Genomic DNA, 26209 nt, shown 5'->3' with positions numbered 1-26209 from the left:
GATGCAGCAGGCACCGGTCCTGGTGAGTGCGGCCGATCCCGCCTCGGAGGCCTGGCAGGCCAACGAGGCGGCGCATCACGCACTCGCCGAGGAGCTGCGCACGCGGCTCGCCACGGCACGGCTCGGCGGGGGTGAGAAGGCCCGCGCCCGGCATGTGGCGCGCGGCAAGCTGCTGCCCCGGGAGCGCGTGGACGCGCTGCTCGACCCCGGCTCGCCCTTCCTGGAGCTGGCCCCGCTGGCTGCCGAGGGGCTGTACGGGGGTGCCGCGCCGGCGGCCGGTGTGATCGCCGGGATCGGACGGGTCAGCGGCCGCGAGTGCGTGATCGTCGCCAACGACGCGACCGTCAAGGGCGGCACGTACTACCCGATGACGGTGAAGAAGCACCTCCGCGCCCAGGAGGTGGCCCTCGACAACCGGCTGCCCTGCCTGTACCTCGTGGACTCCGGCGGCGCGTTCCTCCCGATGCAGGACGAGGTGTTCCCCGACCGGGACCACTTCGGACGGATCTTCTACAACCAGGCGCGGATGTCGGGCGCCGGCATCCCCCAGATCGCGGCGGTCCTCGGTTCCTGCACGGCGGGCGGCGCCTATGTGCCCGCCATGAGCGACGAGGCCGTCATCGTCCGGAACCAGGGCACGATCTTCCTGGGCGGCCCGCCGCTCGTGAAGGCCGCCACCGGTGAGGTCGTGACGGCGGAGGAGCTGGGCGGCGGCGAGGTGCACTCCCGCACGTCCGGGGTCACCGACCACCTCGCCGAGGACGACGCGCACGCGCTGCGGATCGTGCGGAACATCGTCGCGACACTCCCGGACCGCGGGCCGCTCCCCTGGTCCGTGGAGCCCGCCGAGGAGCCCGAGGCAGATCCGGCCGGGCTGTACGGCGCGGTGCCGGTCGACTCGCGTACGCCGTACGACGTCCGCGAGGTCATCGCCCGGGTGGTGGACGGTTCGCGCTTCGCCGAGTTCAAGGCGGAGTACGGCCAGACGCTGATCACCGGCTTCGCCCGGATCCACGGCCACCCCGTCGGGATCGTCGCGAACAACGGCATCCTGTTCGCCGAGTCCGCCCAGAAGGGCGCCCACTTCATCGAGTTGTGCGACCAGCGCGGCATCCCCCTGGTGTTCCTGCAGAACATCTCCGGCTTCATGGTCGGCAAGGACTACGAGGCCGGCGGCATCGCCAAGCACGGCGCCAAGATGGTCACGGCCGTCGCGTGCACCCGGGTACCGAAGCTGACCGTGGTCGTCGGGGGGTCCTACGGCGCGGGCAACTACTCCATGTGCGGCCGGGCCTATTCGCCGCGCTTCCTGTGGATGTGGCCCAACGCCAAGATCTCCGTGATGGGCGGCGAACAGGCCGCGTCCGTGCTGGCCACAGTCAAGCGGGACCAGATCGAGGGGCGCGGCGAGGAGTGGCCCGCCGAGGACGAGGAGGCCTTCAAGGATCCGGTCCGCGCGCAGTACGAGGAGCAGGGCAACGCCTACTACGCCACCGCCCGCCTCTGGGACGACGGTGTCATCGACCCGACGGAGACACGACAGGTGCTGGGTCTCGCCCTGACCGCGTGTGCCAACGCCCCGCTGGCCGAGCCCAGTTTCGGCGTCTTCCGGATGTGATGTGAGGACTTCCATGTTCAGCACTGTTCTGGTCGCCAACCGTGGCGAGATCGCGGTCCGGGTCATCCGGACCCTGCGCGAACTCGGCGTACGGTCGGTCGCCGTCTTCAGCGACGCCGATGCGGACGCCCGCCACGTGCGGGAGGCCGACACGGCGGTGCGGATCGGCCCCGCACCCGCGGCCGAGAGCTATCTGTCGGTGGAGCGGCTGCTGGACGCCGCCCGCCGCACGGGTGCCGAGGCCGTCCATCCGGGATACGGCTTCCTCGCCGAGAACGCGGGCTTCGCGCGCGCGTGCGCCGATGCCGGGCTCGTCTTCATCGGCCCGCCCGCCTCGGCGATCTCGCTGATGGGTGACAAGATCCGCGCCAAGGAGACCGTCGCCGCTGCCGGTGTTCCCGTGGTTCCCGGGTCGTCCGGCAGCGGACTCACCGACGGACAACTGGCAACGGCCGCCCGGGAGATCGGCATGCCCGTCCTGCTGAAACCGTCGGCGGGCGGCGGGGGCAAGGGCATGCGGCTGGTGCGCGACGAGCTGTTGCTCGCGGACGAGATCGCCGCGGCCCGGCGCGAGGCGCGGGCCTCGTTCGGTGACGACACCCTGCTGGTGGAGCGGTGGATCGACCGGCCGCGCCACATCGAGATCCAGGTGCTCGCCGACGGTCACGGCACCGTGGTCCACCTCGGCGAGCGCGAGTGCTCGCTCCAGCGCCGTCACCAGAAGATCATCGAGGAGGCACCCTCGGTCCTGCTGGACGAGGCGACCCGGGCCGCGATGGGCGAGGCGGCCGTGCAGGCGGCCCGTTCCTGCGGGTACGTCGGCGCGGGCACGGTGGAGTTCATCGTCCCGGGCAACGACCCGGCCTCGTACTACTTCATGGAGATGAACACCCGTCTCCAGGTCGAGCATCCCGTCACCGAGCTGATCACCGGTCTCGACCTGGTGGAGTGGCAGCTGCGGGTCGCCGCGGGCGAGCGCCTCCCGTACGCCCAGGACGACATCACCCTCACCGGGCATGCCGTCGAGGCCAGGGTCTGCGCGGAGGACCCGGCGCGCGGCTTCCTGCCGTCCGGCGGCACCGTGCTGGCGCTGCACGAACCGCAGGGCGACGGGACCCGGACCGACTCGGGCCTCAGCGAGGGCGTCCCGGTCGGCAGCACCTACGACCCGATGCTCTCCAAGGTCATCGCGTACGGCCCCGACCGTGCGACCGCCCTGCGCAGACTGCGCGCCGCGCTGGCCGACACGGTGGTCCTCGGCGTCCCGACGAACGCCGGCTTCCTGCGGCGTCTGCTGGCCCATCCGGCGGTCGCCGCGGGCGAGTTGGACACGGGGCTCGTGGAGCGTGAGGCGGACGGTCTCGTGCCGGACGGTGTGCCGGAGGAGGTGTACGCGACGGCGGCGCTGCTGCGGCAGGCTCCGGTGCCTTCGGCCGGCTGGACCGACCCCTTCTCGGTGCCCAGTGGCTGGCGGCTGGGCGGCACTCCCGCCGAGACCTTCCACCACTTCCGGGTCCCGGGCCACGAGCCGGTGCGGGTGGGGCTGCGTACGCATGCCGGAGGCGGCGCCCGCCTGTCGTTCGGCCACGCGGGCGAGCGCGAGGGGACGCCGGACACCTGCGGTCCCGTTCCCCCGCCGGTCCCCTCGGCTGATGCCCGGCTCGTCGAGCGGTCCGGGCACCGTGTCGTCGTCGAATCCGACGGGCTGACCCATGTGTTCAGCTGCGCGTCGGCCCCGGACGGGATCTGGCTCGGCCGGGACGGGGAAACCTGGCACGTCCAGGACCACGACCCGGTCGAGGCGTCCCTGGGCGGCGCCGCCCGCTCCGGCGCGGACACGCTGGCCGCGCCCATGCCCGGGACCGTCACGGTGGTGAAGGTGGCCGTCGGCGACGAGGTCGCCGCCGGACAGAGCCTGCTGGTCGTGGAGGCGATGAAGATGGAGCACGTCATCTCCGCACCGCACGCCGGGACCGTCACCGAGCTGGACGTCGTCGCGGGAGCCACCGTCGCCATGGACCAGATCCTGGCCGTGGTGGCCCCGAAGGAGGAGTCGTGACCGGCACCGGACTGCCCATGACGGTGCCGGCCCCCGGGCTGCCGTCCCGGGTCCGCATCCATGAGGTCGGCGCGCGCGACGGCCTGCAGAACGAGAAGTCCGTCGTACCGACCGAGGTGAAGGCGGAGTTCGTCCACAGGCTCGCGGCGGCCGGGCTCTCCACGATCGAGGCGACCAGCTTCGTCCACCCGAAGTGGGTGCCCCAGCTCGCCGACGCCGAGCAGCTGTTCCCGATGCTCGGTGACATCGGCGCGGCGCTTCCCGTCCTCGTGCCGAACGAGCGCGGTCTGGACCGCGCGCTCGCACTCGGCGCGCGCCGGGTCGCCGTGTTCGGTTCGGCGACGGAGACGTTCGCCGGCCGGAACCTCAACCGCACGGTGGACGAGTCGCTCGCCATGTTCGAGCCCGTCGTCGCCCGGGCGCGGGAGGCCGGCGTGCATGTGCGCGGCTATCTGTCGATGTGCTTCGGCGACCCGTGGGAGGGCGCCGTGCCCGTCCCACAGGTCGTCCGGGTCGCGAAGGCCCTCGTGGACCTCGGCTGCGACGAGCTGTCCCTGGGTGACACGATCGGCGTCGCCACCCCGGGCCATGTGGGGGCCCTGCTCTCGGCACTGAACGAGGCCGGGGTCCCGACCGCCACCATCGGGGTGCACTTCCACGACACCTACGGCCAGGCGCTGTCCAACACCCTGGCCGCGCTCCAGCACGGGGTGACCACCGTCGACGCCTCGGCGGGCGGCCTGGGCGGCTGCCCCTACGCGAAGAGCGCGACCGGAAATCTCGCCACCGAGGACCTCGTGTGGATGCTCGACGGCCTCGGTGTGGACACCGGAGTCGATCTCGGCGCACTCACCGCCACAAGCGTGTGGATGGCCGAACAACTGGGCCGCCCGAGCCCGTCCCGTACTGTCCGCGCGCTGTCCCACAAGGAGTGAAGCACCCCATGTCCCTTGACCACCGGCTGACCGCCGAGCACGAGGAACTCCGCCGTACCGTCGAGGAGTTCGCGCACGATGTGATCGCCCCGAAGATCGGCGACTTCTACGAGCGCCACGAGTTCCCGTACGAGATCGTGCGCGAGATGGGCCGCATGGGCCTCTTCGGCCTGCCGTTCCCGGAGGAGTACGGCGGCATGGGCGGCGACTACCTCGCCCTCGGGATCGCCCTGGAGGAGCTGGCCCGCGTCGACTCCTCCGTGGCCATCACGCTGGAGGCGGGGGTGTCGCTGGGCGCCATGCCCGTCTACCGCTTCGGCACCGAGGAGCAGAAGCAGCGGTGGCTGCCGAGGCTCTGCGCGGGCGAGGCGCTCGGCGCGTTCGGGCTGACGGAGCCGGACGGCGGCTCGGACGCGGGTGGCACGCGCACCACCGCCGTGCTGGACGAGGCGGCCGGCGAGTGGGTCATCAACGGTTCCAAGTGCTTCATCACCAACTCCGGTACGGACATCACCGAACTGGTGACGGTGACGGCGGTCACCGGCCGCAAGGAGAACGGCGCCCCGCTCATCTCCTCGATCATCGTGCCGTCCGGCACCCCCGGTTTCACGGTCGCCGCCCCGTACTCCAAGGTCGGGTGGAACGCCTCGGACACGCGTGAGCTGTCGTTCTCCGACGTGCGCGTGCCGGCGGCGAACCTGCTGGGCGAAGAGGGCCGCGGGTACGCCCAGTTCCTGCGGATCCTGGACGAGGGCCGTATCGCCATCTCGGCGCTGTCGACGGGCCTGGCCCAGGGCTGTGTGGACGAGTCGGTGAAGTACGCGAAGGAGCGGCACGCCTTCGGGAAGCCGATCGGCGCCAACCAGGCCATCCAGTTCAAGATCGCCGACATGGAGATGCGGGCGCACATGGCCCGGATCGGCTGGCGGGACGCGGCCTCGCGGCTGCTGGCGGGCGAGCCGTTCAAGAAGGAGGCGGCGATCGCGAAGCTGTACTCCTCGACCGTCGCGGTGGACAACGCCCGCGAGGCGACGCAGATCCACGGCGGCTACGGCTTCATGAACGAGTACCCGGTGGCCCGGATGTGGCGCGACTCCAAGATCCTGGAGATCGGAGAGGGGACGAGCGAGGTCCAGCGGATGCTGATCGCCCGGGAACTGGGCATGGGCGCCTGACCGTCGGGCTCCGACGGGTCCGCCGACGACCTCGAGCCGCTCTCCCGGACGACGGGAGGGCGGCTTTTCCCTTGCCCCGACCACGTCCGGCGTGTGAGGTTAGGCTAACCTTCCCTCGAATCGTCAGCGGTCGCCCTCGGCGCGTACGAAAGCAGACTCACTCATGCCCAACCTCCGGACCAGCCCACTCTCCCGCCGCGGCCTGCTGGCCGCCGGAGGCGCCGTAGGCCTCGGTGCCGCTCTCGCAGCCTGCGGGGACAGTGACACGAAGGGCTCCGGCTCGGGTTCGGGCGCGGAGAAATCCGGCCCCTGGTCCTTCAGGGACGACCGGGGCCAGAGCGCCGAGGCGAAGTCGACGCCGAAGAACATAGTCGCGTTCATCGGCGTCGCCGCGGCGCTCCACGACTACGGCATCGAGGTGAAGGGTGTCTTCGGCCCGACGAAGACCGCCGACGGCAAGCCCGACGTGCAGGCCGGTGACCTCGACATCAGCAAGGTCGAGGTACTGGGCAACGTCTGGGGGGAGTTCAACGTCGAGAAGTACGCGGGCCTCGCGCCGGAGCTCCTGGTCACCGCCATGTGGGAGAAGGACGCCCTCTGGTACGTGCCGGACGAGTCCAAGGACAAGATCCTCAAGCTGGCCCCGAGCGTCGCCCTGTGGGCCGCGCAGACCACGGTCCCCAAGGCGATCCAGCGTCACGAGGACCTCGCGGCGTCCCTCGGCGCCGACGTGAAGGCCAAGAAGGTCACCGACGCGAAGGCGGCCTTCGAGAAGGCGGCCGCCCGGCTGCGCGCCGCCGCGAAGTCCCAGCCGAACATCAGGGTGCTGGTCGGCTCGGCCAGCCAGGACCTCTTCTACGTCTCGCTCGCCAAGACGTCCGCCGACACCCTGTACTTCCAGGAGCTCGGCGTGAGGTTCGTCGAGCCGAAGGTCGACAAGGCCGGCTTCTTCGAGGAGCTGAGCTGGGAGAACGTCGACAAGTACGACGCGGACATCATCATGATGGACAACCGCTCCTCGGCCCTCCAGCCCGACGCCCTGACCTCCAGGCCGACCTGGGCCCAGCTGCCCGCCGTAAAGGCCGGGCAGGTCATTCCGCGCACGACGGAGCCCGTCTACTCGTACGACAAGTGCACCCCGATCCTCGACGCCCTCGCCGAGGCGATCGAGAAGGCCGAGAAGGTCGGCTGACCCCTCGCCCGGCACCTGACACGACGGCCCGGCCCGGATCCACTCCGGGCCGGGCCGTCGTACGTCGGGGCCCGCGCGGGAAGGAATGGCGCGGGCGGACGGCGTCTTCACCAGCGGTGGCACGCAGTCCAACCTGCAGGCGCTCCTCATCGGGATCGGGCTCGGTCCGTTCAACCTCGGACTCGCGTGCCTCACCGAGCCGGTCGGTGAACTGCACGGGGTGTTCGTGGAGTCCAAGCCGGACTTCGAGTGGCACTCGGGGATGTTCCTCGAAGGCGCCCACCTCCGGACGCCGTTCATGTCGGACCTGGCGACGATGGCCGACCCGACGTCTCCGTACTCCTTCCTGCAGGACCTGAAGGAGCGCGGCAGGCTCTACTCGTTCCACATCCGGGAGAACTTCTACCCGCTGCGCACCGAGTACGGACTACTGCCGGTGGGCCGCCGCCCGGCTGAGCAGTATCAGGTTCAACCAAACCGTTCAGTCGGTTAACCATGAGGAGGGCGACGGCCTCTACACCGTCCGCACGGCGGACAGCGCCTTCGGTGCCCGTCACCTTGTCCTGGGCACCGGTACTCCGCTACGACCCCACCGAGGCCGAGCTCCGGGGGCTGTACGAGGCGGAGCCCGGCGACGTCGGGACGCACTTCCCGGTGGCTCCGCCCGAGACCCCGGTGCACGGCTACACCCTCGCCGTGATCCGCACCGTCATGGAGACGCTCTTCGCGGATCCCGCGGTGCGCAGGGTGGTCGTCGAACCGGACGTCACCAACACCGCCGTGCACGCGCTGAACGAGGCCGTCGGCTTCGAGGTGATCGGCGAGATCGCCAAGCCGTGGAAGGACGCACTGCTCAGCGTCTGCACCCGCGAACAGTTCGCCGCCGCGACCACCGGAGCCCGCCGATGACCCCGCACCCCTCCCCCGCCACCGCGTCCGCCTCCGAGGCCGTCGCCCACCTCACCCCGGAGCGCTGGGCCGCCGCCTGCCGGGCTGCTGATCCGGAAAGCCCTGGCCGAGTTCTCCCACGAGCGGCTGCTGACTCCCGAGCCGCGCTGGGCTTCTTCGTCGAACTGCGCTCCACACTGGGCCTGTCGGCGGAGATCCTGCCCGTGTACCTGGAGGAGATCTCCTCCACACTGGCCGGAACCGCGTACAAGCTGACCAAGGAACCGACCACGTCGGCACAGCTCGCCGTGGCCGTTTCCAGGCCATCGAAACGGGCATGACCGAAGGGCACCCCTGTTTTGTCGCCAACAACGGGCGGCTCGGTTTCGGGGTGGACGAATATCGTGCGTATGCCCCCGAGGCGGCGGCCGGAACCACACTCGTCCGGCCGGCCGCCCGGCGTGATCACGCCACGTTCACCGCGGGCACCGGCCTCGACTACCCCGGCCTGATCGCCGACGAGCTGGGCGAGGAGACCCCCGGCCGGTTCGCCGCGCGGATGACGGGCCTCGGGCTCGACCTCGACGACTACCTGCTGGTCCCGGACCTGAGCGACATTTCTACCAAACGAGCCACGCCGCATGAGATTCCTGCCCGATATCGGGCAGATTTCTTGCATAGCGAGCCCGATCCACGCAATATCGACGAGTGCTCGAACGCCGCCCCACGCATGACGACCTCATCGACCACCTCGTACGCTCCACCGCGCTCCAGCGCGGCGAGGCGGCCAGGGTGATCCTCGACGTGCTGGCGTACTTCGACGAGACGACCGAGGCCTTCGTCCGGCGCCGCCACCGCGAACTGCAGTCGGGCGGCCTGGTCAACCCGGAGATCTTCGAGCGGATCGCGGCCGAGCTGCCGCACCGCGCGGTGGCACCGCAGGAACTCTCGCTCCGCCAGCTGCGGCGCATCGTCTACGGCTGAACGGGACGCGCGCGGCCGGGCACGGAACTCTGTACGTCGATGGAGGGCAGGAACCCATGTGCGGAATCGTCGGTTACATCGGGAAGCGTGACGTGGCACCGCTGCTGCTGGAAGGCCTGCAGCGGCTGGAGTACCGGGGCTACGACTCCGCGGGCATCGTCATCACGGGCAAGGCCGCCGCGGGCAAGGCCGGCACCCTGAAGACGGTCAAGGCCAAGGGCCGGGTCCGCGAGCTGGAGGCTCGGGTCCCCAAGCGCTTCGCCGGCACCACAGGCATCGCCCACACCCGCTGGGCCACCCACGGAGCCCCGAGCGACGAGAACGCACACCCGCACCTGGACGCGGAGAACAAGGTCGCCGTCGTCCACAACGGCATCATCGACAACGCCTCCGAGCTCCGCGCGAAGCTCGTCGCCGACGGGATCGTCTTCCTCTCCGAGACCGACACCGAGGTGCTGGTCCACCTGATCTCCCGCTCTCAGGCGCTCACCCTGGAGGAGAAGGTCCGCGAGGCGCTGAAGTCCGTCGAGGGCACGTACGGCATCGCCGTCCTGCACGCCGACTTCAACGACCGCATCGTCGTCGCCCGCAACGGCTCCCCGGTCGTGCTCGGCATCGGCGAGAAGGAGATGTTCGTCGCCTCCGACGTCGCGGCCCTGGTCGCGCACACCCGCCAGATCGTCACCCTGGACGACGGCGAGATGGCCACCCTCAAGGCCGACGACTTCCGCACGTACACCACCGAGGGCTCGACCACGACGGCCACGCCGACCACGGTGGAGTGGGAGGCCGAGTCGTACGACATGGGCGGCCACGACACGTACATGCACAAGGAGATCTCCGAGCAGGCCGACGCCGTGGACCGCGTGCTGCGCGGACGCATCGACGACCGCTTCTCCACGGTGCACCTGGGCGGGCTGAACCTGGACGCCCGCGAGGCCCGCGGTGTCCGCCGGATCAAGATCCTGGGCTGCGGCACCTCGTACCACGCGGGCCTGATCGGCGCCGGCCTCATCGAGGAGCTGGCCCGCATCCCCGCCGACGCCGAGCCCGCGTCGGAGTTCCGCTACCGCAACCCCGTGGTGGACCCCGACACCCTGTACGTCGCGGTCTCCCAGTCCGGTGAGACCTACGACGTCCTGGCGGCCGTGCAGGAGCTCAAGCGCAAGGGCGCACGCGTCCTGGGCGTGGTGAACGTCGTCGGCTCGGCGATCGCCCGCGAGGCGGACGGCGGCATGTACGTCCACGCCGGCCCCGAGGTCTGCGTCGTCTCCACCAAGTGCTTCACCAACACCGTCGTCGCCTTCGCGCTCCTCGCGCTGCACCTGGGCCGTATCCGCGACCTGTCGGTGTCCGACGGCAAGCGGATCATCGAGGGCCTGCGCAGGCTGCCGGAGCAGATCGGCCAGATCCTCGAGTCGGAGGACGAGATCAAGAAGCTGGCCGAGGAGTACGCGGGCGCGCAGTCGATGATGTTCATCGGCCGCGTCCGGGGCTACCCCGTCGCGCTGGAGGCATCCCTGAAGCTCAAGGAGATCTCCTACATCCACGCCGAGGCGTACCCGGCCTCCGAGCTGAAGCACGGCCCGCTCGCGCTCATCGAGCCGGCGCTCCCCACCGTGGCGATCGTCCCGGACGACGACCTGCTGGAGAAGAACCGCGCGGCGCTTGAGGAGATCAAGGCCCGCAGCGGACGCATCCTCGCCGTCGCCCACCGCGAGCAGGAGAAGGCCGACCACACGATCGTCGTCCCGAAGAACGAGAACGAGCTGGACCCGATCCTGATGGGCATCCCGCTGCAGCTCCTCGCCTACCACACGGCTCTGGCCATGGGCCGTGACATCGACAAGCCGCGCAACCTGGCGAAGTCGGTCACCGTCGAGTAGCGGACACCGCCCGCCCGCTCCGGGAAGGCATCGGAAAGGCTCCTGACGGACCGTCAGGAGCCTTTCCGATGACCGGTATGACGATGAGACTCAGGGCGCGACGACGGCTCAGGGGATGACGATGACCGGGCGCTGGGCCCGGCGCGCGAGACGGCCCGCCACGGATCCGAAGATGCGGCCCACGATGCCGTGCGTCGAACCGACGACGATCGCGTCGGCCGAGTACTCCCGGCCGACCTCCTCCAGCTCGTGGCAGATGTCCCCGCCGCGCTCGACGAGGACCCAGGGCACCTCGGCGAGGTAGTCGGCGCAGGCCAGCTCCAGCCCGAGGACCTCGGTGCGGTGGTCGGGCACGTCCACGAAGACGGGCGGCTCACAGCCCGCCCAGACCGTGGTGGGAAGCCTGTTCGCGACGTGGACGATGATCAGTCCCGAGCTGTGCCGGTGCGCCATGCCGATGGCGTAGGCGAGGGCGCGCTCGCTGGACGTGGAGCCGTCGAAACCGACCACGACGCCATGCCGGAAGGCGGGATCGCAGGAAGGGCGCGACTCTCCGACCGTCTGGGGCTCCGACCCTGGGTCGGCTACCTGCTTGCGGTCTGCGGGTTCAGGGATTTCGTGACCGGCCATCGGTGTCTCGGCGAAGAGAGTCCTCGTGAGGAGAGAGCGGTTCGGAGGTGGGTCTGCGAGCGTCGAAGCTGTGTCCGGGAAACATCTTCCCAACCCCCTACCCCCAAGGGTACGGCGCCACTCCTCCGCTGCCCAGTCCTCGCGAAGCCGCGTGCGGCAATGGAGGGAGCATGCCGGACACGGCCCCGGTATGGCAATGCCGGTTGTGTTCTACATGCAGCTCACGCCGACAGCTGACATCTCTCGGCCCGGCTTCGCGCCGGCTCCCGCGCGGATTCGTGCAAGGCGGCCGAATGCGCCACCCGACCCGTCCACAGGGGTCGTCACACCCAGCCATCGCCTGGCTGCGCACCGTTGACCCTCGGCGCCCGGACAGCCCACAGGGGCACCTGAGGCGCACGGAGGCTCATGCGGCCGAGGGGCGTGCGCCGGTCGCATGACTGGAATACGCGCACGCGACCGTCGGTTTTCAGCCAACTTCACCTGAACCCCATTTCCTTGGTGTCATGGCTGCCCAACCCACGTGCCAGCAGGCAGGAATAGACCGCGCGGTACGCTTTGACCCTATGGGGACGGGCCATGATCGCGATGCGCACTTCCCAGGGGGCTCCGTGGGTGAAACGCTTCGTGATCGAACGCTTCGCGCCAAGTTGCCTTGTCGACATAGTGCCGGTGGGGGAACGTGTCACGTCGGCACCACGGGACGCAGTAGATTCGATCTTGAGTCGAAGGCTGGGGACGCGTGCAAGACCGAGGGGAAACGTGCAGGAGCGACAGGCCCGTAGGGACCAGGAAGACGCGAACACCGAGGGGGGCTTAGCGTCATGAGCCAGGACTCCGCCACCGCGACGGAGGCGGCACGGAAACTTTCCGGGCGGCGACGCCGGGAAGTGGTAGCCGTACTGCTGTTCAGCGGCGGCCCGATCTTCGAGAGCTCCATTCCGCTCTCAGTCTTCGGAATCGACCGGCAGGACGCGGGCGTTCCGCGCTACCGCCTGCTGGTCTGCGGGGGCGAGGAAGGACCGCTGCGCACCACCGGCGGGCTCGAACTCAGCACGCCGTACGGCCTGGAGGCGATCAGCAGGGCCGGCACCGTCGTGGTGCCCGCCTGGCGGTCCATCACCTCCCCGCCGCCCGCCGAGGCTCTGGACGCGCTGCGCCGCGCCCACGAGGAGGGGGCCCGCATCGTCGGACTGTGCACGGGGGCCTTCGTCCTCGCCGCGGCCGGCCTGCTGGACGGCCGGCCGGCCACCACGCACTGGATGTACGCGCCGACGCTGGCCAAGCGCTATCCGTCGGTGCACGTCGATCCGCGTGAGCTGTTCGTCGACGACGGCGACGTGCTCACCTCGGCCGGGACCGCGGCCGGAATCGACCTGTGCCTCCACATAGTCCGCACCGACCACGGCACCGAGGCCGCCGGGGCGCTGGCGCGCCGGCTCGTCGTGCCACCGCGGCGCAGTGGCGGCCAGGAGCGCTACCTGGACAGATCTTTACCCGAAGAGATCGGCTCCGACCCGCTCGCCGAGGTCGTGGCCTGGGCGCTGGAGCATCTCCACGAGCAGTTCGACGTGGAGACGCTGGCCGCGCGTGCCTACATGAGCAGGCGGACCTTCGACCGCAGGTTCCGTTCGCTCACGGGCAGCGCACCGCTCCAGTGGCTCATCACCCAGCGCGTGCTGCAGGCGCAACGGCTCCTGGAGACCTCCGACTACTCGGTCGACGAGGTCGCCGGACGCTGCGGCTTCCGCTCGCCCGTCGCGCTGCGCGGTCACTTCCGCCGCCAGCTGGGCTCCTCCCCCGCCGCGTACAGGGCCGCCTACCGGGCCCGCCGTCCGCAGGGCGGGGTGCTGGAGAGCGTCACCGCGGCGATCGAGACGTCCGTGCCCGTCCAGGGCGCGGCATCGAGCCGGCGAGCCGCTGCCGCGGCCTCCCCCGGCCCGTCCCCCGTCACCGCGTCCACGGGTCCGGGGGGCGCCGTGGAGCGCTTCGCAGCGGGCCCCGAGGCGTACGTTCCGGGCCGCCCGGCCCTGCCGGGGCAGCGCAGCGCCCCGTAGGGTGGGCTCATGAACGATCGCATGGTGTGGATCGACTGCGAGATGACCGGGCTCTCGTTGACGGATGACGCACTCATCGAGGTGGCCGCACTGGTCACCGACTCGGAACTGAACGTGCTCGGCGACGGGGTGGACATCGTGATCCGTCCGCCGGACGCGGCCCTGGAGACCATGCCCGAGGTGGTGCGGCAGATGCACACCGCCTCGGGCCTCCTCGACGAGCTGGCCGGGGGCACGACCCTGGCCGACGCCGAGGAGCGGGTGCTGGCGTACATCAGCGAGCACGTGAAGGAGCCCGGCAAGGCCCCGCTGTGCGGGAACTCGGTCGGTACCGACCGCGGTTTCCTGGCGCGGGACATGCCGTCGCTGGAGGGTTACCTCCACTACCGCATCGTCGATGTGTCCTCGGTCAAGGAGCTGGCGCGCCGCTGGTACCCGAGGGCGTATTTCAACAGTCCGGACAAGAACGGGAACCACCGGGCGCTGGCGGACATCCGCGACTCGATCACGGAGCTGCGCTACTACCGGGACGCGGTGTTCGTCCCGCAGCCAGGCCCGGACTCGGCCCGTGCCAAGGAGCTCGCGGCACGCCACACCCCGCCCGCCGGACAGCAGTAGGAGACCCGCTGGTCACGGGCGCTCGGGAGCCCGTGCACCACGCCCGTGGAACTCGGGCGCGAGCACCCTCCCGGACCCTGTACACTTTTTCTCGGCCGGTCAGGAAGTGGACCGGGCGACATGGTGGGTATAGCTCAGCTGGCAGAGCACCTGGTTGTGGTCCAGGATGTCGCGGGTTCAAGTCCCGTTACTCACCCTCTCAGGGGAAGCCCCTGATCTGCGGAAACGCAGGTCAGGGGCTTCTTCGTGTTCCGGGCCGGCCGAACCACGGCCGAACGCCGCCGGATTTTCGATCTGACCTGTGATCCCGTGGCGACGACCAGGAAGCGGGTCCGCAAGGTCGGAACGGCGCGTTTCGTTTCCAGGTCGGCCGGCTCCAGGGAGGCGCGGCAGGGTCTCACACCGCCCCCATCGGCCCGGAAAGTCCGTTCCGGAAGGGTTGCGTTCATTCCTGCCCGGCGAAACACACCCGCAACGCCAGATGCATTGACAAGAAACTTGAGTGGACACGTAATTGATCACCGGCGGGTCCCACCCAGCTGCGATCGGACCCGTTGGCGGGTCCCTGGTACGAATCGGTGAACTGTGTCCACATCCTCCGCGAGAAGCACCCATCCGGCCTTCCGCATACTCGGCCGCGGCGCCGCCACCCTTGGCGCCGCGGCCCTGGCCCTACTGGGCGCCCAGCCGAGCGCACTGGCCGTAGCGCCGGCTGCCCCGGCCCACTCGGCGCCGGCTCCCGTCACCCACGCCGCCGCCTCCCTGGAACCACTGTGCGGTTCCCCGGGTGAGGGAGAGGCGGCCTGCCTCGCCCTCCGGGCGGCCGACCAGACGCCGCTGCTGAGGCTCAGCGCCGCGACGACTCCTCCCGGACTGGGCCCGAAGGACATCCAGAGCGCGTACAGCCTGCCCGCCGACGGGGGAGCGGGTCAGACGATCGCCATCGTCGACGCGTACGACAACCCCAACGCGGAGGCCGACCTGGCCGTCTACCGTGCGCAGTACGGCCTGCCGCCCTGCACGACCGCGAACGGCTGCTTCAAGAAGGTCGACCAGCGCGGAGGCACCGACTACCCGCAGACGGACAACTCGTGGGCGGGCGAGATCGCCCTCGACCTCGACATGGTCTCCGCGGCGGCCCCGGGCGCGCACATCCTGCTGATCGAGACGGACAACGCCGGTCTGGAGAACCTCGCCGCCGGCGTCGACAGGGCGGTCGCCCTCGGCGCCAAGTTCGTCTCGAACTCCTACGGCAGGACAGGTGACCTCGAGTCCGACCTGGCCACCTACGGCACCCACTACGACCACCCCGGCGTCGCCGTGGTGGCGGCAAGCGGCGACTACCGGTACGGACTCCAGTTCCCCTCGACGCTGCCCTTCGTGACGGCGGTCGGCGGCACGAACCTGAGCCCCGCCCCGGACACCGCCCGTGGCTGGACGGAATCGGTCTGGACGCGAGGAAACTACGGGCCCGGGTCCGGCTGCGCGCAGTACCAGGCCAAGCCCGAATACCAGAAGGACACCGGCTGCTCGGGCCGCACCGTCGCGGACGTCTCCGCCGTCGCCGACAACGTTGCCGTCTACCACACGTACGGCAATGACGGCATCGGCTGGCAGCGGTACGGCGGCACGAGCGTCTCCGCCCCGCTGATCGCCTCGGTCTACGCCCTCGCGGGTAGCCCCCGCCCCGGCACCCACCCCGCCGCCTACCCCTACGCAGCCGACGGCGCCGGGCTCAACGACGTCACCTCCGGCACCAACGGTCCCTGCGACACCGACTACCTCTGCACCGCCGGCCCGGGCTACGACGGCCCGACCGGTCTCGGCACGCCCGCGGGCCTGGCCGCCTTCCGCAGCGGACCGCACGGCACACTCTCCGGAACCGTCAAGGACTCCGCGACCGGCAAGCCGGTCGCCCGCGCCACCGTCGGCTCGGGCCTGGACGTCGCCGTCACCGACGACAAGGGCGCGTACAAGCTCGACCTTCCCGCGGGCACGATCGACGGCCTGACGGCACGTTCCTTCGGCTACACCACCTCGGCACCTGCGGCCCTCTCCGTCGCGGACGGCCAGACGTACACGCGGGACTTCCGGCTGAACGTGATCAAGCGCCAGAAGGTCCGAGGCACGGTCGAGGACGGCTCGGGCCACGGCTGGCCGCTCTACGCGAAGATCGCCGTGGACGGTTCCCCCGAAGCCCCCGTGTGGACCGACCCCGCCACCGGCCGTTACGAGCTCTCCCTGCCCGAGGGGGCGACCTACTCTCTGAACGTCGCCGCCGACCTGCCCGGCTACGAGCCCGCCGAGCGGAAGGTGCCGGTCGGGAAGCACGCGGTCACCGGGAACTTCGCCCTGACGGCAGACCCGGACACCGCCGAGGCGGTCGGTTACCGGCTCGAACGTGACGGTACGACCGAGACCTTCGACTCCACGTCCTCGGCGCCGCAGGGCTGGACCGTGGCCAATGCCCACGGCACCGACAACGGTTGGCAGTTCGACGATCCGTTCGGACGCGGCAACATGACCGGCGGTACCGGCTCCTTCGCCATCGTCGAGAGCGACAACGGGCCGTTCGGCCCGCACCAGGACACCCAGCTCACCAGTCCGGTGTACGACCTGTCCGGCGGCCGGTCCGCCGAGCTGGAGTTCAAGACGGCGTACCTGTACAACCCGTCCAACCAGAAGATGAGCGTGGAAGCCACCACCGACGGCGGCGCGACCTGGGAGACGGCGTGGGCCTCCTCCCCCTCCGGCCACGGCCCCGCCGAGCGACGCACGGTGCACGTGAGCCTGCGGCCCTACGCGGGAGAGAAAGCGGTGCAGCTGCGCTTCCACTTCGTCGCCGACTGGGGATACTTCTGGTCCGTCGACGACGTGTACGTCGGTACCCGGGACCTCGCCCCGGTTTCGGGTGCTCTGGCCGTCGGCACGGTCCGTGAACGTGGCACAGGCACAGGACTGACGGGTGCCACCGTCGCGGATCCGCGGTACCCGGCAGCCGTCGCGGTCACCACCCCGACGCCGGAGGATCCGGCGATCGGCGACGGCTTCTACACGCTGTTCGTCGCGAGCCCGGGCAAGGGCGGCAGCAAGGTCACGCTGCGGGCGGGCGCCCCGGGCCACACCGACGCCGAGAGCAGGACCACGGTGCGGAAGGACGACGCGGTCCGTCAGGACTTCCGCCTCACGTCCGGCTGATCCACAGCCTTCCCGCCGCCGGCGTCCAGGCGCCGCCCGCGCCCGGTGTTCGACACCATGGACGGGCCCGGAGTCGCGAAACGACTCCGGGCCCGTCCATGTTTCCGTGCGGCTGTCCGGCCGATGACACTCGGACCTCGTCGTCCGGACGCGGCCGGTCAGCGGGGCCGGCGGGCGTTGAGCCGGGCGGCCTGGCGGGTCAGGTGGTCGCGCTCGGCGAGGTCCGGCGCCTTGTGTGCGGCCTCGGCGTACAGCCGTGCCGCTGCCACCGGGTCGCCGTCGCGCTCGTGGAGGTACGCCGCCACGGCGGCGTGGCGGGGCAGTGACGGGTCCAGCGCCGCGAGTGCCGCCAGGCCGGCGCGCGGTCCGTCGGCCTCTCCGACGGCCACCGCGCGGTTGAGGCGGACGACGGGGTTGTCCGTGAGCCCCGCCAGTTCGTCGTACCACTCGACGATCTGGACCCAGTCGGTCTCCTCGGCGGTGGGCGCGTCGGCGTGGAGGGCCGCGATGGCCGCCTGGGCCTGGAACTCGCCCAGCCGGTCGCGGGCGAGGGCCGCCTGGAGGATCGCGACGCCCTCGGTGATCGCCTCGGTGTCCCACCGGCCGCGGTCCTGTTCGGCGAGCGGGACCAGGCTGCCGTCGGACGCGGTCCGGGCGGGGCGCCGGGCGTGGTGGAGCAGCATGAGGGCGAGCAGCCCCGCCGCCTCGGGATGGTCGACCAGCGCCGCGACCTGCCGGGTGAGCCTGATGGCCTCGGCGGCCAGGTCGACATCGCCGGAGTAGCCCTCGTTGAAGACCAGGTAGAGGACGCGCAGCACGGTGGCGACGTCGCCGGGCCGGTCGAACCTTCGTCCGGCTTCCGTCTTCCCCGGGGCGCGGGTGACCCCGTTGCCGGCCAGCGTGCGCTTGGCGCGGCTGATGCGCTGCGCCATGGTCGCCTCGGGCACCAGGTAGGCCCGGGCGATCTGGCGGGTGGTGAGTCCGCCCACGGCGCGCAGCGTGAGCGCGACCGCGGACGACGGTGTCAGCGACGGGTGGGCGCACAGGAAGTAGAGCTGGAGTGTGTCGTCCACCGCCGGTGAAGGCCCGGGGGCCGGCTCCTCCTCGACGAGGCCCTCACGCCGGCGGCGGGCGGCGTCCGCCCGTGTCGCGTCGAGGAACCGCCGCCAGGCCACGGTGACCAGCCAGCCCTTCGGTTCCCGTGGCATGTCGGACGGCCAGACGCGGACCGCCTCGACCAGTGCGTCCTGCACGGCGTCCTCGGCCGCCGCGAAGTCGGCTCCGCGGCGGACGAGGACGGCGAGCACACTCGGTGTGAGGCTGCGGAGAAGGGCCTCGTCCATCGGTGAGGTCACTCCGTGATGGTGGGCGGCGCGGTCAGGAAAGGGCGCACCTCGAGCCACTCGTGGATCGGCTTCCCGCCCGCCCCGGGGGCGGCGGACAGTTCACCGGCGAGCTCGACGGCGCGCTCGTAGCCGTCGACGTCGATCACCATCCAGCCGGCGATGAGGTCCTTGGTCTCGGCGAACGGGCCGTCGGTGACGGGTGGGCGCCCCTCACCGTCGTAACGGACCCACGCTCCCTCGGGAGCGAGCGCCTGGCCGTCGACGAATTCACCGGTCTTCTCGAGCCGGGCTGCGAAGTCGTGCATGTACTGCATGTGCGCCGAGATCTCCTCCGGCGTCCACCGGTCCATCGGTACGTCGTTGGCAGGAGCCGGGGCGCCGCGGTAGTGCTTCAGCAGCAGGTACTTGGCCATGGTGTCTCTCCTCGCTGGTGCGACCCATTCCGGCCGCTCTCACTACGGGGACGGAGCGGGTCACGGGTTCTCGACATCGCCCGCGCGGTCCTCCCCCGAAGACCGCGTGAGCCGCGCATCCGACGTAGCGGCCCTGCCGTGCAATCCCCCGACGCGGCAGGGCCGTCCACCCATCGGACGCCCCCGGTGCCGGCGGTCAGGCAGGGTGATGAGGGCCTCGTATCCGCGCCGTGCGGCGATGTCCACAGCCTCTCTCGGTGCAGGATCTGCCGCCCGCCACCCCTCAGGACGACTCCCGCACCACCAGTTCCGTGGGCAGCACGATCCGCGGGCGCTCCCGGGTGCCGTCGCCCTCCGTGCGGTTCGCGATCTCCTGGAGCAGGACGCGGGCCATCGTGCGGCCCATCTCCTCGATCGGCTGGCGGACGCTCGTCAGCGGCGGGTCCATGTGGCGGGCCACCGCGGAGTCGTCGAAGCCGATCAGCGCCACGTCGTCCGGGATGCGGCGGCCGGACTCACGCAGGACCTGACGGGCGCCCGCCGCCATCACGTCGGAGGCGGCGAAGACCGCGTCGACATCGGGACGGCGTTCGAGCAGTTCGCGCATGGCGCGGGCGCCGCCCTCCTCGCTGAAGTCGGCGGGGGCGATCAGCCGCTCGTCGGGGTCGAGGCCCGCGGCGGCGACGGCCTTGCGGTAGCCGTCGAGGCGGCGCTGCGCGCCGTACACGTCGAGCCGCCCGGTGATCGTGGCGATGGAACGGCGGCCTCGCGATATGAAGTGGTCGACGGCCGCGCGGGCCCCCTCGAAGTTGTCGGAGTCGACGGAGGGCAGCGTCTCCGCCGCGTGTCTGCGGCCGCTGATCACCGAGGGCATGCCGAGCTGTTCGAGGAGATCGGGCAACGGGTCGTCGGCGTGCACGGAGACCAGGAGCACACCGTCGACGCGGTGCGCGGTGAGGTACTGCGCCAGCCGTCGGCGCTCGCGGTCGTTGCCCGCGAGGGTCAGCAGCAGTTGCATCTCGGTGTCGGCGAGGGCTGCGCCGACACCGCGCACGATGTCGGAGAAGTACGGCTCGGCGAAGAACCGTGTCTCGGACTCGGGCACCACGAGGGCGATGGCGTCGGTCCGGTTGCCCGCGAGGGCGCGTGCCGCACGGTTGGGGACGTACCCCAGTTCGGCGACGGCGGCCTCGACGGCCTCCCGGGTCTGCGCGCTGACCCGCGGCGAGCCGTTGATGACGCGCGAGGCCGTGCCCCGCCCCACTCCGGCCCTGGCCGCTACCTCTTCGAGCGTGGGCCGCCCGCCACTCCGTACTCGCGCTGCCGCCATGGCTGCCTCCCGTTCGCGGTCAATTTCTCACAGCGCCCTGGTCAATCCAAGTCCCGCTGTCCGATCCCTTGACACTCGTCCGGACCGAGCGGTCCCTCCGGGGTGCCACAACTTTTGGGAGCGCTCCCAAGCCTACGGGTCCGGTGCGGTGGGCGCGCGCGACGGGACATGGGAAAGCGGGACCCGGCGGTCTGCCGGGTCCCGCTTCGGGTGCGGGCCGGAGGGTCAGACGGTGCCGTCGGCGGCGGGCAGTCCGTGCCGGCGGATCACGTCGGAGTACCAGTGGGCGCTCGCCTTGGGGATGCGGCGCTGCGACGCGTAGTCGACGTACACCGCACCGAAGCGCTTCGAATAGCCGTACGCCCACTCGAAGTTGTCCATCAGGGACCACAGGAAGTAGCCGCGGACGTCCGCTCCGTCGGCGATCGCGCGCCGCACGGCGTCGAGGTGCCCGTGCAGGTACGCCACCCGCTCGGGGTCCTCCACCTTGCCCTCGGGCGAGACGTAGTCGTCGAAGGCGGCACCGTTCTCGGTGACCATCAACGGCAGCCCGGGGTGCTCACGGTGAGTGTCCATCAGGAGGTTGTAGAGCCCGTCGGGATCGATCGACCAGTCCATCGCGGTGCGCTCCTTCCCCTCGGCGAGGTGGAAGGCGATGTGCTCGGAACCGGGCCACGGGGAGTGGGCGCTGGCGCCGTGCGCGTCGCTGCGCGCGTAGCTGGCCCCCTCCACGGGGTCCGAGACCAGCGTCGGCGTGTAGTAGTTGATGCCGAGCGCGTCGACCGGACGGGAGATGGTGGCGAGGTCACCGTCCTTGACCAGCTTCGACCAGTCCACCAGGTGCGAGGTGTCCGCGATCAGGTCCTCGGGGTACGCCCCGTGCAGCATCGGCCCCGTGAAGACGCGGTTGCCGACGGCGTCGATGCGGCGGGCCGCGTCCACGTCGGCCGGGCTGTCGGTGAGCGGGCGGACCTGGTGAAGGTTGAGGGTGACCGAGGTCTGCGCGGCAGCGGGGAGCAGGTCGCGCAGGACCTCGACCGCCCGGCCGTGCGCGAGGTTGAGGTGGTGGGCCGCCTGCAGCGCCGCCGCGGGCTCGGTGCGGCCCGGGGCGTGCACGCCGGAGCCGTATCCGAGATAGGCCGAGCACCACGGCTCGTTGAGGGTGGTCCACATCCCGACCCGGTCACCGAGGGCGCCGGACACGATGGCGGCGTAGTCGGCGAACCTGTCGGCGGTCACGCGCTCGGGCCAGCCGCCGGCGTCCTCGAGCTCCTGGGGCAGGTCCCAGTGGTAGAGCGTGGCGACGGGCATGATGCCGGCGTCGAGCAACTCGTCGACGAGCTTGCGGTAGAAGTCCAGGCCGCGCTCCACGGCCGGTCCGCGGCCGGTGGGCTGGACCCGGGACCACGACACGGAGAAGCGGTACGCCTTGAGTCCGAGCTCCTTCATCAGGGCCACGTCGTCGCGGTACCGGTGGTAGTGGTCGGCGGCGATGTCACCGGTGTCGCCGTTGCGGACCTTGCCGGGGGTGCGGCTGAAGGTGTCCCAGATGGACGGCGTACGGCCGTCCTCGGCGGCAGCACCCTCGACCTGGTAGGACGCGGTCGCCGCGCCCCAGATGAATCCCGTGGGGAACTGCGCCTCGGGGGCCTGCTTGAGGGTGGTGTCGGGTCGTACGGCAGTCATACGGGAGCGCTCCCATGGGTGGAGGGGGACTGGGCGGGAAGTGCACGGGCCCCGGCCCCGTACGGCCTGTGGTCAGGTACAGGCCGTACGGGACGGCTTGGCGGCCGGACCGGGGACGGCGGGCCCGGGTCGGGCCTGGGCTGAGCGGGTGCCGGGATCGGACCGGGGCGGATCGGCGGGCGGGGTCAGCCCTTGACGGCGCCGGACATGATTCCCCCGACGATCTGCTTGCCGAAGATCACGAAGACGACGAGCAGCGGCAGGGTGCTGATGAGCGCGCCGGCCATGACGATGCTCTGGTCGGGCACGTAGGACGCGCTCAGCTGGCCGAGGGCCACCTGGAGCGTCGGGTTCTGCTGGTTCAGTGCGAGGTACGGCCAGAAGAAGTCGTTCCAGGCCTGGACGAAGGTGAGCATGCCGAGCACCATCATGGCCGGGCGGGCCACCGGGAGCACGATGCTCCACACGATGCGGAGGTTGTTCGCCCCGTCCACCCTGCCCGCCTCGATGAGCTCGTACGGCAGCGCCTCCAGGAGGTACTGGCGCATGAAGAACACGCCGAACGCGCTCACCAGGGTCGGGAAGATCACCGACTCCAGCTGACCGCCCCAGCCGATGTCGGACATCATCATGAACAGCGGTACGACGCTGAGCTGCGGGGGGATCGTCAGCGTCGCGATGACGGTCGTCATCAGCGCTCCGCGCCCCTTGAAGCGCATCTTGGCGAAGGCGTAACCGGCCAGGGTGCAGAAGAACAGCGTCGCCAGGGTGATGCTGCTGGACACGATGACGGTGTTGACGATGGCCTTGCCGAGACTGGCCTGTTCCCAGGCGGCCTCGAGGTTGTTGAAGAGGTTGCCGCCGGGCAGGAGCGGAGGCGTGGTGTCCAGGACCTCGTCCTGGGTGCGCGACGCGGCGACGAGCGTCCAGTACAGCGGGAACAGCGAGCCGAGGCCGACGACGGCGAGGGCGATGTAGGCGAAGGGGCCCGCGTGGTGCTGGCGGCCGGCGCCCTGCTTGAACCGGCTGCGGCGCGGGGGCTCGTCGTGGCTGCCGGCTGTCTTGGAGACACGGCGGCGGTCCGGCGCGGTGACGGTGTGTGTGGTGGTCATTCGAATCGCTCCCCGTCAGGCCGCGGTCTTGCGCACGAAGCGCCCGATGAGCCAGTTGATCGCGGCAATGAGCAGCAGCAGGACGAGCATGGCCCAGGCGACCGCGGCGGCCGGACCGAGGTGTCCGAGGTTCCAGCCGTAGTTGTAGAGGTAGATGCTGAGGGTCTCGTACTGGTGCTCGGTGCCGCCCTGGGCTCCGATCTGGCCGCCTTCGAGCAGCAGGGGTTCGCCGAACAGCTGCATGGATCCGATGGTCGAGATGACGATCGTGAAGAGGATCGTCGGCCGGAGCGAAGGGATCGTCACGTTGCGGAACTGCTGCCAGCGCGAGGCCCCGTCGAGCGATGCCGCCTCGTAGAGGTCGGACGGGACCGCCTGCATCGCGGCCAGGTAGATCAGCGTGTTGTAGCCGGTCCACCGCCAGATGACGATGACGGCGATGGCGATGTTGGACGACCAGTGGCCGTTGGCCCAGTTCGTCTCACCGGCGCCGAAGAAGCCGAGGACCCAGTTCAGCAGCCCGCCGTCGGCCCGGAACACCAGGGCGAAGACGAGGGCGGCCGACGCGACCGAGGTGGCGTAGGGCGTCAGGATCACGGTGCGCCAGAAGGTGCTGGCCCGCAGTTTGTAGTTCAGCAGGTGGGCCAGGCCCAGCGCGATCATCAGCTGCGGCACGGTGGATATGACGCCGATGACGAAGGTGTTGGTGACCGCGGTCCAGAACTCCGAGTCCTGGAGGATGTTGCCGAAGTTCTCCCAGCCGACCCACTCCATCTGGTCGAGGCCGGTCATCTCCACCCGGTGGAGGGCGATCCAGCCGGTGTAGACGAGGGGGTAGAGCCCGAAGGCCCCGAAGACGAGGAAGAAGGGCGCGATGTAGGCGTACGGCGACGCCTTGTCGTCGAAGCGCCACAGCCGGCTGCGCCATGCCTGGCGGCGCGCGGTCATGGGCTTGGGGGCGTGACGGCCGGGCCGTGAGCCGTGTGCGCCCCTCGTGGGGGTCGTGGTTGCCACAGGTGGGAGTCCTTCCCTGGGGTGTGCCGACACCTCAGGGGCAAGGCCGGACCTCCGGTCGGGTCCGGCGGGGTGTCGGAGAAGGTGCGCGGTGCCGGTGGGGGAACCGGCACCGGTGCGGGCCGGCCGGGACGCCGATGGGCGTCCCGGCGGCCCGCACCGGCGAGGATCAGCCGATCACCTTGTCGATGGCCTCGGTCGCGGCCTTCCAGGCGTCGTCCGGCTTGGTGCCGCGCTGCTCCATGTTGTTGATCTGGGTGGAGATGCTGTCCTTGATGACGCCGTCCTTCGGGCCGAGCACGGCCGCGGGGATGACCTTGGCCTCTTCGGCGTAGATCTCACCGATGGGGGCGTTGTTGAAGTACTCCAGCTTGGCGGTCTTCACGTCGGGGAGCTCGTAGGCGCCCTTGTTCGACGGGAAGAGCCCGGCGGCCTTGAACACGGCGGCCTGCTGCTCGGGCGCGGTCAGCCACTTGACGAGCTCACCGGCCTCCTTGACGTGCTTGCCCTTGGCGGGCACGGAGAGGAAGGAACCGCCCCAGTTGGCCGCGGTCGTACCCGGGGTGCGGGCGATGTCCCACTTGCCCTTGAACTCGTCACCGGCGTACGTGGAGATCTGCGCCGCCATCCACGCGGGGCAGGCCACGGTGGCCATCGTGCCCTTGCGCAGGGCCGCCTGCCACGGCGGGCTGAACTGGGCCAGGCCCTGGGTCAGCTTCTTGTCGACGGCCTGGGCGGCGAGCTCCCAGCCCGCCTTGACGCCGGCGCTGTCCTTGTAGATCGCCTTGCCGTCCTTGGAGTAGTACTGCTCCGAGTCCGAGCTGACCACGCCGTTGTACATGGCGCTGGCGGAGTCCATGAAGAAGGTGCCCTTGGGGGCCTTCGCCTTGTACGCCTCGCCGAGCGCGAGGTAGTCCTCCCAGCCGCCGGCGAACTTCGCGGCGACCTCGGTGCGGTCGGAGGGCAGTCCCGCCTGCTCGAACAGGTCGCGGCGGTAGCAGATCGACATCGGGCCGATGTCGGTGCCGGCGCCTATGACCTTGCCGTCGTCGGTGCTCGCCTGCAGCGCCTTCCAGTTGACCCACTGCGCGGGGTCGACGACCTTGGAGAGGTCGGCGAAGGCGTCCGCCTTGGTGTCGACGAGCTCCTTCACCCGGCCGACCTCGATGCCCTGCACGTCGGCGAGCCCGCTGCCCGTGTTGAGCTGCTGGAGGAACTTGGGGTAGTAGACCGTCTCCTGGGCCGTGACGTTCTCCTTGACCGTGATGTTCGGGTGGAGCTCGTGGTACTTCGCGAAGAGCCCCGCCTCCTTGTAGCCGAACTGTCCGAAGTCGGCGACGGTCAGGGTGATGTTCCCGTTGGCGTCGGCCTCGTCGGAATCCGATCCCGAGTCGCTGCAGCCGGTCATCAGCAGGGCGGCGGCCGTGAGGCCCGTGGTGGCCATGACGGCGGTTCTGCGGCTTCGACCTGCGACGGTGCGGGTGATGCGCATTCCACTACTCCTTGTTCCAGGGTGGGACTGGCGTTCGTGCTCGGCATACGCGCTGGTGGTGCGGGTGCCAGTGGTACGGAGAGGACATGGGCGGTGCCGTCCCCGTACGAGCGAAAAACCTCGATCGATATGGGAGCGCTCCCATGCGCTGATGCCGGAACATTGCTGCCTCAAGGGGGCGGGTGTCAAGAGTTGAAGACGCTTCTGTTGCCCGAGCGTGTCCTGCAAGTCACGCGAATGTGTCCGACCGAGGGCTTGCGTTTACCCGCACGCGCTGCATGCCCCACCCTCGGACACCTCAATCGCCCCAGGTCAGTGCGATGCTGAGCGTCATTCACCCGCTCGTACCCGCGGTGGGCGGCGGCCGGCCCTGATCTCGGCGCCGGGGTGCCGACCGGGCCCTTCACCCGGAGGGTGCCCGCCGGAAGATGAACGGGGCGGGCTCGAGCGCGGCGCGCAGGGCGGCTGTCGGGGGTCTCCGTGTTCTTTCCCCGAACTCCGCAGCGCGACCCGGAGGTTCCGCTTGGGCCCGCCGGAGGCGTCCGGCGGGCGCCCCGCACATGGGGGCGCGCCCCG

18 protein-coding genes, 1 tRNA gene and 3 pseudogenes are annotated in these 26209 nt (G+C 70.6%); 14 read left to right on the top strand and 8 right to left on the bottom strand.

All coding sequences use genetic code 11. The annotated features are described in order from the left end of the window. The first annotated feature begins 1 nt into the window (after position 1). From OG206_RS21150 to glmS, 10 genes and pseudogenes are all read left to right on the top strand, one after another. Positions 2-1618, top strand: a complete 1617-nt coding sequence (locus tag OG206_RS21150) for a carboxyl transferase domain-containing protein (protein WP_327118371.1) — start codon at positions 2-4, stop codon at positions 1616-1618. Between the two features lie 13 nt (positions 1619-1631). Then, positions 1632-3677 carry an ATP-binding protein gene (locus tag OG206_RS21145; RefSeq protein ID WP_327118369.1) on the top strand — a complete coding sequence of 682 codons (2046 nt, stop codon included), beginning with the start codon at positions 1632-1634 and terminating at the stop codon, positions 3675-3677. A 17-nt stretch (positions 3678-3694) separates the two neighbouring features. Continuing rightward, positions 3695-4612 carry a hydroxymethylglutaryl-CoA lyase gene (locus tag OG206_RS21140; RefSeq protein WP_327122350.1) on the top strand — a complete coding sequence of 306 codons (918 nt, stop codon included), beginning with the start codon at positions 3695-3697 and terminating at the stop codon, positions 4610-4612. Positions 4613-4620: 8 nt separating this feature from the next. Beyond that, the gene (locus tag OG206_RS21135; protein WP_327118367.1) at positions 4621-5787 is read left to right on the top strand and encodes an acyl-CoA dehydrogenase family protein; all 1167 of its coding nucleotides are present in this window, start codon (positions 4621-4623) and stop codon (positions 5785-5787) included. 163 nt (positions 5788-5950) lie between these two features. Continuing rightward, positions 5951-6979, top strand: coding sequence for an ABC transporter substrate-binding protein (locus OG206_RS21130; RefSeq protein WP_327118365.1), 1029 nt, complete (start codon positions 5951-5953; stop codon positions 6977-6979). An 85-nt stretch (positions 6980-7064) separates the two neighbouring features. After that, positions 7065-7572: pseudogene (locus tag OG206_RS21125) on the top strand (SidA/IucD/PvdA family monooxygenase); the annotation flags it as partial. After that, positions 7559-7888 (top strand): annotated as a pseudogene (locus OG206_RS21120) (GNAT family N-acetyltransferase); the annotation flags it as partial. The pseudogenes OG206_RS21125 and OG206_RS21120, both read left to right, overlap by 14 nt. Beyond that, a pseudogene (locus OG206_RS21115) lies at positions 7885-8471 on the top strand (IucA/IucC family protein); the annotation flags it as partial. The pseudogenes OG206_RS21120 and OG206_RS21115, both read left to right, overlap by 4 nt. Before the next feature lie 104 nt (positions 8472-8575). Further along, positions 8576-8851, top strand: coding sequence for a hypothetical protein (locus OG206_RS21110; RefSeq protein WP_327118363.1), 276 nt, complete (start codon positions 8576-8578; stop codon positions 8849-8851). 56 nt (positions 8852-8907) lie between these two features. Continuing rightward, on the top strand, positions 8908-10737 hold the full coding sequence (gene glmS, locus OG206_RS21105; protein ID WP_327118361.1) for a glutamine--fructose-6-phosphate transaminase (isomerizing): 1830 nt from the start codon (positions 8908-8910) through the stop codon (positions 10735-10737). A gap of 108 nt (positions 10738-10845) precedes the next feature. On the opposite strand, the gene OG206_RS21100 is transcribed toward glmS, so the two are convergent. Further along, positions 10846-11367 (bottom strand): universal stress protein, encoded by a 522-nt coding sequence (locus OG206_RS21100; RefSeq protein WP_327118359.1) that lies wholly within the window; start codon positions 11365-11367, stop codon positions 10846-10848. Positions 11368-12191: 824 nt separating this feature from the next. Between OG206_RS21100 and OG206_RS21095 the strand changes: the two genes are divergently transcribed. The 4 genes from OG206_RS21095 (at position 12192) to OG206_RS21080 (ending at position 17240) form a co-directional block, all read left to right on the top strand. Next, on the top strand, positions 12192-13424 hold the full coding sequence (locus OG206_RS21095; protein ID WP_327118357.1) for a helix-turn-helix domain-containing protein: 1233 nt from the start codon (positions 12192-12194) through the stop codon (positions 13422-13424). A gap of 9 nt (positions 13425-13433) precedes the next feature. Then, the gene (gene orn / locus OG206_RS21090) at positions 13434-14042 is read left to right on the top strand and encodes an oligoribonuclease (protein ID WP_327118355.1); all 609 of its coding nucleotides are present in this window, start codon (positions 13434-13436) and stop codon (positions 14040-14042) included. Between the two features lie 123 nt (positions 14043-14165). Further along, positions 14166-14238: transfer RNA gene (locus tag OG206_RS21085), tRNA-His, on the top strand. A 389-nt stretch (positions 14239-14627) separates the two neighbouring features. Continuing rightward, positions 14628-17240 carry a carboxypeptidase regulatory-like domain-containing protein gene (locus OG206_RS21080; protein WP_327118353.1) on the top strand — a complete coding sequence of 871 codons (2613 nt, stop codon included), beginning with the start codon at positions 14628-14630 and terminating at the stop codon, positions 17238-17240. Positions 17241-17398: 158 nt separating this feature from the next. Here the strand turns inward: OG206_RS21080 and OG206_RS21075 are convergent, their stop codons facing one another. From OG206_RS21075 to OG206_RS21045, 7 genes are all read right to left on the bottom strand, one after another. Next, positions 17399-18583 carry an RNA polymerase sigma factor gene (locus tag OG206_RS21075; RefSeq protein WP_327122349.1) on the bottom strand — a complete coding sequence of 395 codons (1185 nt, stop codon included), beginning with the start codon at positions 18581-18583 and terminating at the stop codon, positions 17399-17401. An 8-nt stretch (positions 18584-18591) separates the two neighbouring features. Next, positions 18592-18999 carry a YciI family protein gene (locus tag OG206_RS21070; RefSeq protein ID WP_327118351.1) on the bottom strand — a complete coding sequence of 136 codons (408 nt, stop codon included), beginning with the start codon at positions 18997-18999 and terminating at the stop codon, positions 18592-18594. A gap of 283 nt (positions 19000-19282) precedes the next feature. Continuing rightward, positions 19283-20329 carry a LacI family DNA-binding transcriptional regulator gene (locus OG206_RS21065; protein ID WP_327118349.1) on the bottom strand — a complete coding sequence of 349 codons (1047 nt, stop codon included), beginning with the start codon at positions 20327-20329 and terminating at the stop codon, positions 19283-19285. 225 nt (positions 20330-20554) lie between these two features. Next, the gene (locus OG206_RS21060) at positions 20555-22015 is read right to left on the bottom strand and encodes a GH1 family beta-glucosidase (protein WP_327118347.1); all 1461 of its coding nucleotides are present in this window, start codon (positions 22013-22015) and stop codon (positions 20555-20557) included. A 185-nt stretch (positions 22016-22200) separates the two neighbouring features. Then, the gene (locus OG206_RS21055) at positions 22201-23127 is read right to left on the bottom strand and encodes a carbohydrate ABC transporter permease (RefSeq protein ID WP_327118345.1); all 927 of its coding nucleotides are present in this window, start codon (positions 23125-23127) and stop codon (positions 22201-22203) included. Between the two features lie 15 nt (positions 23128-23142). Continuing rightward, positions 23143-24141, bottom strand: coding sequence for a carbohydrate ABC transporter permease (locus OG206_RS21050; RefSeq protein WP_327118343.1), 999 nt, complete (start codon positions 24139-24141; stop codon positions 23143-23145). Between the two features lie 169 nt (positions 24142-24310). After that, positions 24311-25633, bottom strand: a complete 1323-nt coding sequence (locus OG206_RS21045) for an ABC transporter substrate-binding protein (RefSeq protein ID WP_327118341.1) — start codon at positions 25631-25633, stop codon at positions 24311-24313. Positions 25634-26209: the final 576 nt, after the last annotated feature.

The organism is Streptomyces sp. NBC_01341 (genome assembly GCF_035946055.1).
GTDB lineage: Bacteria > Actinomycetota > Actinomycetes > Streptomycetales > Streptomycetaceae > Streptomyces.
Note: the sequence above shows the minus strand (reverse complement) of the source record. Positions and strands in the feature narration are given on the sequence as shown.

Excerpts from the sequence above, each read along its gene's own strand:
- OG206_RS21150 (WP_327118371.1), top strand. The coding sequence starts at position 2 with ATGCAGCAGGCACCGGTCCTGGTGAGTGCGGCCGATCCCGCCTCGGAG.
- OG206_RS21060 (WP_327118347.1), bottom strand. The coding sequence starts at position 22,015 with ATGACTGCCGTACGACCCGACACCACCCTCAAGCAGGCCCCCGAGGCG.
- OG206_RS21075 (WP_327122349.1), bottom strand. The coding sequence starts at position 18,583 with ATGGACGAGGCCCTTCTCCGCAGCCTCACACCGAGTGTGCTCGCCGTC.
- OG206_RS21055 (WP_327118345.1), bottom strand. The coding sequence starts at position 23,127 with ATGACCACCACACACACCGTCACCGCGCCGGACCGCCGCCGTGTCTCC.
- OG206_RS21140 (WP_327122350.1), top strand. The coding sequence starts at position 3,695 with ATGACGGTGCCGGCCCCCGGGCTGCCGTCCCGGGTCCGCATCCATGAG.
- orn (WP_327118355.1), top strand. The coding sequence starts at position 13,434 with ATGAACGATCGCATGGTGTGGATCGACTGCGAGATGACCGGGCTCTCG.
- OG206_RS21045 (WP_327118341.1), bottom strand. The coding sequence starts at position 25,633 with ATGCGCATCACCCGCACCGTCGCAGGTCGAAGCCGCAGAACCGCCGTC.
- OG206_RS21065 (WP_327118349.1), bottom strand. The coding sequence starts at position 20,329 with ATGGCGGCAGCGCGAGTACGGAGTGGCGGGCGGCCCACGCTCGAAGAG.
- glmS (WP_327118361.1), top strand. The coding sequence starts at position 8,908 with ATGTGCGGAATCGTCGGTTACATCGGGAAGCGTGACGTGGCACCGCTG.
- OG206_RS21100 (WP_327118359.1), bottom strand. The coding sequence starts at position 11,367 with ATGGCCGGTCACGAAATCCCTGAACCCGCAGACCGCAAGCAGGTAGCC.
- OG206_RS21130 (WP_327118365.1), top strand. The coding sequence starts at position 5,951 with ATGCCCAACCTCCGGACCAGCCCACTCTCCCGCCGCGGCCTGCTGGCC.
- OG206_RS21070 (WP_327118351.1), bottom strand. The coding sequence starts at position 18,999 with ATGGCCAAGTACCTGCTGCTGAAGCACTACCGCGGCGCCCCGGCTCCT.
- OG206_RS21145 (WP_327118369.1), top strand. The coding sequence starts at position 1,632 with ATGTTCAGCACTGTTCTGGTCGCCAACCGTGGCGAGATCGCGGTCCGG.
- OG206_RS21095 (WP_327118357.1), top strand. The coding sequence starts at position 12,192 with ATGAGCCAGGACTCCGCCACCGCGACGGAGGCGGCACGGAAACTTTCC.
- OG206_RS21135 (WP_327118367.1), top strand. The coding sequence starts at position 4,621 with ATGTCCCTTGACCACCGGCTGACCGCCGAGCACGAGGAACTCCGCCGT.